Raw genomic sequence first — 13,590 nt, 5'->3', positions numbered from 1 at the left:
CTTTACATATATGGTTAATACATGATATTATCTAGTAACCGCAGGACGGTAGCTCAGCGGGAGAGCATTATCTTGACAGGGTAAGGGTCATGGGTTCGATCCCCATCCGTCCTATTCGTCAAAAGCCTTGATACTCAAGGCTTTTTTGTTTGTCTCGAGATAAATCCAGTTATCCTGTGAAAAGAAAATAGGTTATTGACTAAGATTTAGTCAATAACCTATTTTTCAATCAAAATGATGCCTACTTCTTCAACAAAGCCTTTCACATTGATCCTTCTATTATATAGAAGAAAAAAAGCAGAACCTCCAGCACAATACGCATAGAACTCTTAGATTACGATATAAACCTCCCCGCTCTCACTGTCAATCTCCGTGGGGTAAGCAGTCACACATCCAGTATCCGGCTCTTGCACCCGGCCAGTGGAAAGGTCAACTTTCCAGTCATGGAGTGGACAATGGATCGTTGAGCCACATATCATTCCTTCGGATAACCGTCCCCCTTTGTGCGGACAACGATTCTCAAGTGCATGCACGCTGCCATCGCTCAGACGGAATACAGCTATCTCTGTATTATGAATGCGAACTGTCCTTGCTCCACGTCGGTCTATTTCGTTCAGATCAGCTATTCTGATTCTGTTGGTTGTCGTATTAGTCTCCATTTTGTCAGCCCCCTATTCCATTACTGGCTTAAGTTCCGGCAGTTGCACAAAATTTTTGCGCAGCTCTTCGTTGTGAATAATTTCGTGCCACGGATCAGTAGTCGTGCTTAACGTCTCCTCAATTCTGGTCACCAGTTGCTTCCTCGTCTCTGCATTCGCGAGTGCCTGTTTGATGGATTCAACTCCGACCCGTTCCACCCAATGGGCTGTGCGTTCGTTCCAATTGGCCTGCTCGCGATAATACTGCAGATAGGCACCGGTCCATTCCATCACTTCATCCTCAGTTTTAACGGTACAAAGCAGTTCAGCTGCCCGAACCTTAATACCGCCGTTACCTCCAACGTAGATCCCCCAGCCACCGTCAATAGCAACGACGCCCAAATCCTTGATCGTCGCTTCAGCGCAGTTACGCGGACAACCAGATACAGCCAGTTTGACTTTGGATGGCGCATTCAGACGTTCAAATGCCTTTTCCAACCGGATACCCATACCCATAGCATCTTGAGTGCCAAAGCGACAAAAGGTGTTACCTACGCACGTCTTAACCGTTCGCAGCGTCTTTCCATAGGCATATCCAGACGGCATATCCAACTCGGCCCAGATCCCCGGCAAATCCTCCTTCTTCACGCCAAGCAGGTCAAGACGTTGGCCACCCGTAAATTTCACCAGAGGCACATTGTATTTCTCTGCGACAGCAGCAATTTTCTTCAGGTCGGCAGGTGAAGTAACTCCTCCATAAATGCGGGGCACGACAGAATAAGTGCCATCTTTCTGTATATTGGCATGGTACCGTTCATTCGTGAATCTGGATTCCTTCTCATCCTCATAATCCAGCGGCCATAGCATACCTAGATAATAATTGAGGGCCGGCCGACATTTAGTGCAACCTTCCGGTTCGTTCCAGCCCAGCACATTCATCACTTCTTTGACGCTCTTCAATCCCATCTCCCGAATGCCATCAATGATCGCTTCCCGGTCAAGCGTCGTACAACTACAAATTCCCTCTTTCATCGTTTCTCCGGCTTCTGCGCCTGCGTATAGCTGTAAGAGTCCCTCCACTAATGGCTTGCAGCCGCCACATGATGCCGATGCCTTCGTGCATGCCTTAATCTCCCCGACACTCCGGCAGCCAGCCGCAACCGCCTCTCCAATGTCACCCTTGGATACACCATTACATCCGCATACAATTTCGTCATCAGGCATCTGCTCTAGCATCATGGCGCCACTAGCTTCAGGTTGACCGGGATTGAAGCCTAGTAATAACTCTTTCTCTCGGCCAACCACCGACTCGCCACTTTTGATCAAAGAAAACAGCATGGCTCCGTCAGACGTATCCCCAAACAGAACAGCTCCGATCAGTTTTTCTTCCTTGATCACGATTTTTTTGTAGACGCCGCCAATATCATCCTGATACCGCAGGGAACGTGTTCCCGGTTCATCCTTGTAATCCCCTGCTGAAAACACGTCGACACCCGATACCTTCAACCTTGTCGAGGTAACAGAACCACTGTAGCCGGGAATCTCCATTCCCGCGAGCCGCTGAGCCAGTACACCACCTTGCTCATATAATGGAGCAACCAGCCCGTAAGTGATTCCCCGGTGTTCTGCGCATTCTCCAACGGCGTAGATTCCGGGGATATTCGTTTCCATGTAATCATTTACGATGATGCCGCGGTTTACAGGGATTCCCGCCGACACCGCCAGTTCAATGTCTGGTTTGATGCCTACCGCCATAACGATCAGATCTGCTTCCAGCTCGCTACCATCGGCAAATTTCAACCCTTCCACGCGGCGACGCCCCGTAATAGCCGCCGTCCGCTTATTGACCAGAAAAGTCATTCCCTGCTCCTCCAGCTCGCGCCGTAGCATAAGGGAAGCAGCCTCATCCAGCTGTCGATCCATAATATATCCGTTAATATGAATAACGGTGACGTCCATCCCCAAGTTAAGCAGCCCCCTAGCTGCCTCTAGCCCAAGCAATCCGCCGCCGATGACGGCTGCTTTTTTGTGCGTCTTTGCCGTCTCCATCATCGTTTCACAGTCACGAATATCCCGGAAACCGATAACACCTTCCTTGTCGGCTCCTGGAAGCGGCAGAATAAAGGCTTTAGAACCCGTTGCCAACAACAACAAATCATAAGAGATGCATACGCCGGAGCGCGACGTCACCTGCTGCTTTTCCGTATCGATAGCGGTGACAGGATCATCGGTATACAATCGAATATTGTTGTCTTCATACCAACTCCAGTCGTTGATGACAATATCCTGCAAACCAGCCCCTCCCGCCAGAACGGAGGACAGCATGATCCGGTTATAGTTTGGATGGGGCTCGGCCCCGAATACCGTAATTTCATAGCTACCTGGTGCAAGCTTCAGCAAATGTTCGAGAGTGCGTATTCCCGCCATTCCGTTGCCGATCAACACTAACTTTTGGATATCGTTCATCAGGTCACTCCCCTTCCATTTGTATCCTTAAAACATAAAAAGCCTGCTTCACATATGGGGATTCAAAATATCCCTCACATGAGAAAACAGGCTCCATTGCCGTTTCATCGAATACGCCGTTGTATCCATCAGAGTATGGAATTAAAAAGTACTGTAGCTAATATATAATGGTTCAAATGATATGTCAACATTCCTTACGCAATATCTTATAAAAAATTATATTTTATCACCATGTAACATATCTATGACGTATAAAATATCACTCTCCTACAAAATTAGGATTGATTTTCAGACCAAAACACGCCAAAATGGTTTAAAAGTCCGTTTTAATTTGATGATGGTGAAAAAAATAAGCAGACAGATAAAATTTCATGTCATATTTGTTATCAATGAATACTATCTCATCCCTAACCACCCTTCATGTTACAGAGAGGAGGAGCCCGCTTGCGTTCCTTGTTGGTAATTCACTTACATTCTGACCATGTATCTGAGCAGACACACGCCGTTTCCTCATGCCAAGCAGGACCTGAGTACCTTTTAGAGTCCAACGGATACCTAACTCTGCCCTGCCGCAATGAATCCGAAATCAAACAGCTAATCCTTAATGCAGATGCGGCGGTACTAAACATACCTGTTGGCACTATCAGCATATGGAGTGACAGGCTGGAGCAAGCCAAAGCGGTCCCATTGCTCTGGTGGTGCAGCGCAGAATCAGCGCTATCATCGACAGAGGCTTGTGAAGCTGATGTCACTGTCGATGGCATTCTAACCCCTTCAATGGCAGCCCATGAACTGAATTGGGCTCTTCATTTTAGTGCCAAACGCTTTTTTGAACGCCAGCATTGGCAAAGTGAACGCAAGCAACTGACCGCTCGACTGGAAGAACGCAAATGGATTGATATGGCCAAAGGAATACTGGGGGAAGTAAACGGTATCCCGGAAGCGGAAGCATATGATGTGCTACGCAAAAAAGCAATGAACGAACGCAAACGTATCGTTGATGTGGCCATCTCCATCGTCAAGGCACAGCAAATGCTAAAAGCATAAATCTGAAAGGGGCCTGAACATGAATATCATTGAAATATTAAAAGAAGTGGGTCGCGGCAAAAGAGGCGCCCGAGATCTGAATTATGCCGAAGCCGAAGCTGCTGCCGAACTTATTATGACCCAGTCGGCAACCCCTGCTCAAATCGGAGCTTTCTTTGCCGCGGAGCGCATTAAAATGGAGAGCGTTGCCGAGCTGGAAGCATTCGTAAACGTCTGCCGTAAATACACCCATCGCTTCCCGATGCAGGAAGGTATTGATTTTGCCGGTCCGTACGATGGCAGGAAGTCATCGTTTATCGCCACCTTCGCAACAGCCTTCGTACTCGCCTCATGCGGAATACCTGTAACGATGCATGGCAGCGCACCTCTCCCTCCCAAATGGGGGGTTACGCTACCGCTTTTACTGCAGGAAATGAGGGTTACGTCCGGGAACATGACACGCGAAACCGCCATTCATGCCGCGAAGCTGACTGGTGTACTATTCATAGCCTCCGAACAGTGGTGCGCGCCCCTGCGAGATCTGCGGTCCATTCGCGAAGAGCTGGGGCTTCGCACGGTGCTGAATACTGCCGAGAAACTGGTTGATTACGGTTCTTCCCCCTATATTGTATTCGGCGTTTTCCACAATACTGTGTTCGAGAAGACGGCGAAACTCATGCAAAATCTCAATTACCGCAGGGCTCTGATCGTCCAGGGGAGCGAAGGATCGGAGGACCTGTTCATCGATCGGCCGACCCGGACTTACCTGCTTGCTAACGGCGAGGTGTCACTACAGGTTATTGATCCAGAAATGTACGGGCTGGATTCGGTGGTACCAGAGCATAACTGGACCCCCGCTGAACAACTGCGCATTACGGAGGAAGTGCTACAAGGTACAGCTTCTATAGCCTTTTCGAATCAAGTGTTACTCAACAGTGCGGTCCGACTGTTCGTTGCAGGACGAGTCAACTCCATAGAGGAAGGTTTGTATACCTGCAAACCGCTGCTAGAAAACGGGGACGCCTGGAATTTGTATAAACAATGGCGGGAAGCTATGCTCAGAACAGAAATAAAAACGGGAGCAAACATATCCGAAACCCGATTGCAATTATAATATCGGCCTCACGCAGTCTGTGATTGCAGGCCATTAACTGTCCAACCCAAAAAGGCCAGCCCTCATTCATACAATGAGGGCTGGTCTTTTATGCAATGAAAAAGTCACTTACTCCGTCCTGCTCTAGAACTCAGACCATTCCCCATTATCTGCACTTGTTGCAACTGCAGCCAGATGAAGGGGACGAATACGTACAGCTGCCGTTTTGAAGCCAGGCATCCGGCAGAACGGATCAAGATCGGGTCGGGTCGCCCGATTTACATTTTGTATCCCGCCCCAATGCATGGGTACGAAAAGCGTGTCTTCGCGGATATGTGGTTTGATTCGGCTGCGGACAGTGAAGTTGCCGCGCTGTGATGCTATTTCTACCCACTCCCCGTCCCTGATATGCCAGCGTCGCGCTGTCCGCGGATGAATTTCCACATAATTTTCAATCTCTCGCGCGGCCAGCGACGGACTTCTGCGCGTTTGTGCACCGGTCAAATAATGAGCCAGTACACGGCCGTTCGTCAAAATAAGCGGGTACTCCTCTGATATCTCCTCTCCTGCTCCACAGCTTTCAACCACCGTAAAAACAGCCTTTTGATCGGAATGGGCAAAGGTTTCCCGAAACATCATATCCATACCGGCTCTGTCCGTAGACGGGCATGGCCAATATACTCCTTCTTCACGACGCAGCCTGTCATATGTGATCCCATAATAATCGGCAGGACCGCCCCGGCTGGCGAGCCGCAGTTCTTCAAAGATATGCTCAGCATCCCTGTAAGAGAAATAACTGCCCTTGTTTAGCTTTGCAGCCAACTGACACAAAATGTTCCAGTCATCTCTAGCCTCGCCCGGTGCGGGCCTCGCCGCTTCCCGTAGCAGAACGCGGCCCTCCAGATTGGTCATCGTCCCCGTATTCTCCAAATAAGACGTCACAGGTAAAACAACGTCGGCCATCCGCGCGGTCTCAGTGAGAAACATATCCGCCACAACCAGCAGATTCAGCTTTTTGAGGGCTTCCTCCACCAGCCGGACATTCGGGTTAGATACAACAGGATTAGAGCCCATCACGAACAGAGCTTGGATTTCTCGCTGATGAACAAGCTCCATCATTTCATATGCGGACACCCCTTTTCCCGGCAAACTGCTTGGTTCAACTCCCCACACGGACGCCACATAGAATCGATCTTCTTCATTCTCAATCGATCTGTAGCCAGGAAGCTGGTCAGCCTTTTGGCCGTGCTCTCTCCCCCCTTGCCCGTTTCCTTGTCCTGTGATAGCCCCATAACCGCATCCTTCCCTTCCTATCTTGCCAGTGGCCAGCACCAGATTAAGAAATGCACGCACCGCCATATGTCCATCTGTCTGCTGTTCGACACCTCTGGCCGTAAAAACGATGCCAGTCTCCACACTGCCAAAGGCACGTGCTGCCTGCCGGATCATTTCTACCTCAATTCCGCACAACGCAGCCGATTCGCTCAGATCCACACCCTTCAAATGAGTCAACAGCTGGTCATAGGCGTTGGTCCGCTTGCGGATAAACTCTTCATTCGCAAATCCTTCATCCACGATGACCTTTAGCATGGCATTGGCCAGCACAGCATCCGTACCCGGCTTGATTTGCAGGTGCAAATTGGCGGCCGCCGCCGTTGGTGTCGCGCGCGGGTCAATCACGATGATAAACGCGCCGTTTTCCTTCGCCTCGTGAAAATAAGGCATTAACGTCGGCTGGCATTCAGCGATATTTGTACCTGCGAGTACAATACAACGAGCTAATGGAATATCAGCCAGTCTGCAGGTCAGTCCGCGATCAACGCCAAACACTTTGCTACCAGCGGATGCCGCTGCCGACATGCAGAAGCGCCCGTTATAATCGATATATCGCGTACCTACAGCCACTCTTGCAAATTTACCGAGTAAATAGGCCGTTTCATTGGAGAGTGAACCTCCACCGTAAATTCCGATTGCATCGGCACCCTGTGTGGACAGTAACGTAGAGAAACTGCTAGCTATAGTATCCAATGCCTCCTCCCACTTGACGGGAACAAGTTTGCCCTCTTTGCGTATGAGAGGCTGTACCAGCCTTTCCGCATGAGTCGCATGCTGATGCGCATTCATTCCCTTGATGCACAGCCTACCTTGCGAGGCTGCATTAGGCTTCCCTTCCGCCTTATACACTGTACGGATGATACCTGCGAGTGTCTCCGTACCCGTGCTAACGGTCATCTTACATTGCACGCTGCAAAACGGGCACTGCGTATCCATTACTGAAGATACATGTAGCCCAGCTTCCGGTTTGCTTTCTCCTGACTGACACATCAAAGTCACCTCCCCTTCGCCATTTTTCGTAATTTTATTGTCTGCACACGCTAGATATATCGCCACAACTCCAACTCAACCCGTCATCCTGTCAGCATTGTGGTCCGTAGGCTGCCCGCCAGTTCACTTCGAAGAGCAGCATCAAGCACACTTTCCCGTAGCGCCATAACGCCAGTCCTTTCAATCCACTCCCACATTTTCTCCCCGTACCGGGCACTATGTCGGTATATTCGCAAGCAAACTGCAGCCAGCAGGACCGCTTCTGTCGGGTCCTCCTCCAATCCAAGCAGCTGCCCCTGGCGAACCGGATGCTCAGCATGACCACCGGCATAAACCTCCCAGCCTGCTGGAGATCGGGATATTCCAATATCGTGGACAAGTACACCTCCGGGATACTCCGATCCAGGACAAACAGAAACTGTAACCAACGAGGGCAATGCGAGACTTCCCCATAAAGTTGCCAACCGCTCTCTTAGCCAGGCTACTTCTACAAATGCCTGATCCATCAGGTCCGACTCAACAAAAGCCTGATTCTCGGCATTTAGGTTCGTAAAGCGCAGACCCGCAGAGGGCGCTTCTCCTCCGCACTGCGCGGCGACCTGAACCGCAACACCAGAACTTAATGGATTTGTCGCAGATCTGTCGCGCAACCCGAGAGATTCCAAATAATAAAGTACAGCTGGACGACATAATTCACACCCCTGCTGTCTGGTCCAACCGAGACGGGACACTACTTCCTTTGGTGTCTGACAGGCTGCGTCCACCATAGCTGTCTTAAGCGAATCATGATCGTAGTGCGTACATCCACACACAGGGACAACTTCTTGGGCGGTCGGAGTAACTACAGGCCCAGAAACTGTCGATCGGGACAAACTATTTTTGACCAGTGCAGCCACCAGCGGCCGACAGCCCCCACAGGAACCGGATGCTTTGGTCCGGCTTTTCACTTCTTCCACCGTCTTCAGCTTATCCGTAGCAATCGCTCGCAAAATAGCCCCCTTACTTACGCCGTTGCATGCACATACCATCTCCTCTTCCGGCAGTGCGGCTACCGCATCCTCTGCTCTGCTCTCGCTGTTATCCTGGGATGCAAGCTCTGTAGCCGACGCGCCGCGCCGTACCATACCGAGCAGGGAGTTACTTTCCGCCGTATCTCCGAATAAAATGGCACCAGTGACAGCACCGGCATGCATCATCACTTTTTTGTAAACCTCCTGCATCCCGTTATACTCCATGACCGCTATCTCGCTTCCCTCTTCGCGAATGTCTCCTACGGAAAACAGATGAACCCCCGCTACCTTGAGCTGCGCATACGGAACCGTCCCTTCATAGGGAGCCGTTTCGCGACCACAAATAACTTTTGCCAGCACTTTGCCCTGCTCATATAGCGGCGCCACTAGCCCGTATGAAATCCCGCGATGCTCAGCACATTCGCCGACGGCATAAATACCGGGAATACTCGTGCGCATATAATCATCCACGACAATGGCACGGTTTACGGTCAGACCGCTGTCCTGAGCTAATTCGATATTCGGTCGGATACCAACCGCCAGCACAACCAAATCCGTTTCCAACCTGTTCCCGTCCGCAAACATCAATCCTTGCGCCCTGTTTCGGCCTATGATGTTGACCGTTTCCTTCGCCAAATGAAACCTCATGCCCTGTTGTTCCAGCTTTCGCTGCAGAAGCACAGCCGCCGTCCGATCAAGCTGACGGTTCATAAGATACTGCGCATTATGAACAACCTCAGTTTCCATCCCTAGATTCAGCAGGCCTTGAGCGGCTTCAAGTCCTAACAGCCCCCCTCCGATAACTGTGGCCTTACGGTATGTTTTGGCATATCTTGCCATGGTTTCACAATCATTCACATCACGAAAAGCGATTACCCCCTGTTTTCGAGCTCCGGGAATGGGCGGCATGAAAGGCAATGAGCCCGTTGCCAATATGAGCATGTCATAAGGTTCTTTCATGCCGGATTCCGTTTCCACCATCCCGGCTGCAACATCAATACGACAGACGCGTTCACCCGCGTACAGCTTTACCCCGTTCTCTTCATACCAGTCCCAGTCATGGGTAACGATGTGCTTAAATGAGCTCTCCTCCTGAAGCATTTTGGACAGGAGCACTCGGTTGTACCCGGGACGGGGCTCTGCACCAAATATCGTGATTTGGAACCGCTCTGGCTCCAGATCAAGTATTTCCTCCACACATTTGATGCCTGCCATACCGTTGCCGACGACGACCAGTTTTTTCATCATATTAAACCAGCCCCATTCTCCGAATAAAATAAGACAGAAAAAGCCCTTCTCCATTCCATGGAAAAGGGCACCGTTGCCATAAATGTCGGCACATCGTTGTGCCGATATGTATCTAAGATTACTGAATTGTGAAGGTCATGTCAATATTTAATACATGAAAACTATATTTTCACCTTATATTTAATTTTTTTACGATTTTGTGTTATGTATATTGACATAAAACAGATCCTTTTTTATAATTTGATTAAAATCACTCCAACGTGATCATACCAAGTCGACTCACAATGAGGTGTGTCAACCACGGCAATGAAGCCGCAACCCGTTTCCTAGATACCATGTAGGGGCGATTTGCGGCTTTTTCATGTTCAAATTACATTTTGCAGACAAAGAACAACAATTAGAACAGGAGAGATGGAGAATGAACAAAAAAAGTTTCTGGAAAAGCGGACACAAGCCCACCCTATTTGGCTCCTTTCTGTATTTTGATATCAGTTTTATGATCTGGGGAATGATCGGCCCATTGGCCGTTGTAATTGCTAATGATTATCCAATGGACCCTGTACAAAAAGCCAATCTTGTCGCCCTACCTATACTTGGTGGTTCCCTGCTGCGGCTCGTGCTCGGATTCATGTCGGATTATATCGGTCCGAAGCTCACGGGACAGATTGGTATGCTTGTCACGATAATCCCTCTCTTGCTCGGCTGGCTGTGGGTTGATTCGCTAGAGCACATGTACGTTGTTGCCCTGCTCCTGGGCGTAGCCGGAGCATCATTTGCAGCTGCGCTGCCATTGGCCAGTCAATGGTACCCCAAAGAGCATCAAGGCTTGGCTATGGGAATTGCCGGTGCCGGGAATAGCGGTACCGTCCTTGCGACATTGTTCGCCAACCGCATTGCTCAACATTTTGGCAGTTGGGAAGCTGTTTTCGGATTGGCCATCCTCCCCATCTTAACCGTCTTCGTTCTGTTCAGTATTTTTGCCCGCAACAGCCCTCTCCGCCCAGCACCAAAAAGTCTGTCGCAATATGCTTCGGTGCTCAAACAGAGGGATGCCTGGGTATTCTGTGCCTTTTACTGCGTGACGTTTGGCGGATTCGTTGGCCTTTCTAATTATTTGACTATTTTCTTCAATACCCAATATGGCCTCTCCGCGGTACATGCCGCCGACTTTGCGACCATTTGTGTGATTGCCGGAAGCTTCTTTCGTCCTGTAGGTGGCTTTTTGTCCGACCGGATTGGTGGTTCACGCATGTTAATGTACTTGTATGCAGGAGCCGGGATTATGCTCGCCGGCATTGCGTTTTTACCGCCACTTGCCGTGGTAGTCGTGCTGCTGTTCGTAGGCATGATGTGCCTTGGCGCTGGCAACGGCTCCGTATTCCAGCTCGTTCCGCAGCGGTTCGGCAACGAAATCGGGCTCATGACCGGTATCGTCGGCGCTGCTGGTGGCATAGGCGGGTACTTTCTTCCCCTTATACTGGGTCATCTATACAAATCAACAGGTTCCTATATGCCAGGCTTCATCTCTCTGAGCCTGATCACATTCTGTGCCTTTACCCTCGTCATCATCATGCAATTGAAATGGCGTAACAGCTGGATGCGACGCTCTGCTACAGTTACTGATGAAGCCGTCAAGCGCATCGGAGAATTAAATGCCTGATGTTCATTAAACATAGAGCTGCGAAGCATTGAATTGTCCCTCAACCATCCCTATAGCCAAAAAAATAGCTTAACTTCGTTTATATAAAATGAAGTTAAGCTATTTTTCATGCGCACTCAATCGAATCACACCTATAAAAACTATGATAATTATCACATTGAATCAATATTTTCCGAAAATATTATGAAAATTAAATGAAATTTTCATTCGAAAAACATTGAAAATCGCTTTCATTTTCATAATTTTTCTTATGTAAACACTTATATAACCATTTTTCACACAACATACTTGTTCACTTGGTTTAAAATAAGGCGTATACTTGTTCACGAATTGTTCAAGGATTAACAAAATGTAATTTTTTAGAAAGAAGGAATTGAAAATGCGTGCTTTTCATTTTACGGAAGACGGATCTATCGAAACTAAATTAACCGGAAAAGATCTACTTGCCAACCCCCTGCTAAATAAAGGAGTTGCTTTTACCCTGGAAGAACGGAAACAGCTTGGACTTGATGGTCTCCTTCCTCCTACGATATTAACTATTGAGGAGCAGGTTCAGCGGGTTTACGAGCAATTTCAGAGCCAACCGGATAATTTGCGTAAAAATGTTGCGTTAAATGATCTTTTTAATCGGAATACCGTTCTTTATTATCGTTTGCTCTCTGAGCACCTAAGCGAAATGCTCCCGATTGTTTATACACCAACAGTAGGCCAGGCTATACAGGAATACAGTCATGAATATCACAAGCCTGGTGGTATGTATTTATCTATCGATAATCTTGCGGGTATTGGAGAGGCTTTTAAGAATTTGAACCTAGACCCTGATGATATCGACCTGATCGTAGCCACAGATTCCGAGAGTATTTTGGGAATCGGGGACTGGGGAGTCGGAGGTATTAATATCTCTATTGGTAAGCTTGCTGTGTATACAGCTGCTGCTGGTATAGATCCTAGCCGGGTGCTGGCAGTTGTTCTTGATGCAGGTACAAACAACGAGAAGCTATTGGAAGACCCTTTATATATGGGGAATCGTCATAAACGTGTACGTGGAGAACAATATGACCAATTTATTGACACTTATGTTCAAGCTGCACTTTCCTTTTTCCCGAATGCCCTGCTGCACTGGGAAGATCTCGGCAATGTCAACGCACGGAACATTATCAATAAATATGGAGATAGTATTTTGACTTTTAATGACGATATTCAAGGTACTGGAGCGGTTACGCTCGCAGGTGTGATGTCTGGTGTTCAATTGTCCGGAATTTCACTGAGCAAGCATCGGGTTCTAGTCTTTGGTCCAGGTGCTGCTGGAATCGGCAATGCAGACCAAATTAGCGCCGCCATGATGCTGGAAGGACTGTCAGAAGCAGAAGCAAGACGTAACTTCTGGGCTTATGATTACCGTGGACTGCTTACCAACGAAACAGAAGGACTTTTTCCATTCCAGGTCCCTTATGTGCGTGATGTTGCAGAATGCCGTGACTGGGAACATGATGAGGATGGCAAAATCCCTTTGCTTGAAGTCATTCGCCGCGTGAAACCGACGATTATGATCGGTACTTCCGGTGTTACTGGGGCATTCAGTGAGGAAATCGTTAAAGAAATGGCCAAGCATACAGAACGTCCTATTATTATGCCTATGTCCAACCCGACTCCACTGGCAGAAGCAACTCCGCAAGATTTGATCCACTGGACCGAAGGAAAAGCCCTCATTGCAACAGGAAGTCCTTTCGAGCCAGTGATCTATAACAATATTAAGTTTGAAATTGGGCAATCCAACAATGCTTTCGTATTCCCGGGTCTGGGTCTCGGCGCAATCGTGGTAAAATCCAAAATTATAACAGATAGCATGTTTGCAGCAGCTGCCCATGCAGTAGCTCAAATGGTTGATTTGTCGCAGCCTGGTGCTTCCCTGCTGCCAAAAATCAACGAGCTACGAGAAGTATCTGAAGCGGTAGCCGTGGCTGTAGCTAAGGCAGCAGTTCAGGATGGAGTAGCGCGTCATCAACCGGACGATATCGCACAAGCGGTTCGAGATGCGATGTGGGACTGCAAATATAAACCCATCAAACAATATGGTCAGGAAGCCGTCCTGGTTTAAAAAATAGCGAACAACATCAAATTTGT

8 protein-coding genes and 1 tRNA gene are annotated in these 13,590 nt (G+C 48.7%); 5 read left to right on the top strand and 4 right to left on the bottom strand.

Translation table 11 applies throughout. The features are described from left to right. Positions 1-42: 42 nt before the first annotated feature. Positions 43-114, top strand: a tRNA-Val gene (locus NLX73_RS02940). Between the two features lie 215 nt (positions 115-329). Here NLX73_RS02940 and nirD read toward each other — a convergent pair. Further along, entirely contained in the window at positions 330-659 is a 330-nt protein-coding gene (gene nirD, locus NLX73_RS02935) for a nitrite reductase small subunit NirD (protein WP_254325323.1), read from the bottom strand. 12 nt (positions 660-671) lie between these two features. After that, positions 672-3,104, bottom strand: a complete 2,433-nt coding sequence (gene nirB, locus NLX73_RS02930) for a nitrite reductase large subunit NirB (RefSeq protein ID WP_254325322.1) — start codon at positions 3,102-3,104, stop codon at positions 672-674. 444 nt (positions 3,105-3,548) lie between these two features. Between nirB (NLX73_RS02930) and NLX73_RS02925 the strand changes: the two genes are divergently transcribed. Further along, positions 3,549-4,151: an ANTAR domain-containing response regulator gene (locus tag NLX73_RS02925; RefSeq protein ID WP_254325321.1), complete on the top strand. Its 603-nt coding sequence runs from the start codon at positions 3,549-3,551 to the stop codon at positions 4,149-4,151. 19 nt (positions 4,152-4,170) lie between these two features. Continuing rightward, the gene (locus tag NLX73_RS02920) at positions 4,171-5,244 is read left to right on the top strand and encodes an anthranilate phosphoribosyltransferase (RefSeq protein WP_254325320.1); all 1,074 of its coding nucleotides are present in this window, start codon (positions 4,171-4,173) and stop codon (positions 5,242-5,244) included. Between the two features lie 123 nt (positions 5,245-5,367). Here NLX73_RS02920 and nasC read toward each other — a convergent pair whose 3' ends face one another. Together nasC and nirB (NLX73_RS02910) are read right to left on the bottom strand one after the other, a co-directional pair. After that, positions 5,368-7,548, bottom strand: a complete 2,181-nt coding sequence (gene nasC, locus NLX73_RS02915) for an assimilatory nitrate reductase catalytic subunit NasC (RefSeq protein WP_254325319.1) — start codon at positions 7,546-7,548, stop codon at positions 5,368-5,370. 83 nt (positions 7,549-7,631) lie between these two features. Further along, positions 7,632-9,806, bottom strand: coding sequence for a nitrite reductase large subunit NirB (gene nirB / locus NLX73_RS02910; protein WP_254325318.1), 2,175 nt, complete (start codon positions 9,804-9,806; stop codon positions 7,632-7,634). 418 nt (positions 9,807-10,224) lie between these two features. Between nirB (NLX73_RS02910) and NLX73_RS02905 the strand changes: the two genes are divergently transcribed. Both NLX73_RS02905 and NLX73_RS02900 read left to right on the top strand, forming a co-directional pair. After that, positions 10,225-11,466, top strand: coding sequence for a nitrate/nitrite transporter (locus tag NLX73_RS02905; RefSeq protein ID WP_254325317.1), 1,242 nt, complete (start codon positions 10,225-10,227; stop codon positions 11,464-11,466). A 379-nt stretch (positions 11,467-11,845) separates the two neighbouring features. Further along, positions 11,846-13,564, top strand: coding sequence for an NAD-dependent malic enzyme (locus NLX73_RS02900; RefSeq protein ID WP_254325316.1), 1,719 nt, complete (start codon positions 11,846-11,848; stop codon positions 13,562-13,564). Positions 13,565-13,590 lie beyond the last annotated feature (26 nt).

The organism is Paenibacillus sp. CH40 (genome assembly GCF_024213605.1).
In the GTDB taxonomy this organism is placed as follows: Bacteria; Bacillota; Bacilli; order Paenibacillales; family Paenibacillaceae; genus Paenibacillus; species Paenibacillus polymyxa_B.
This window is presented reverse-complemented; position numbering and strand designations above follow the sequence as displayed.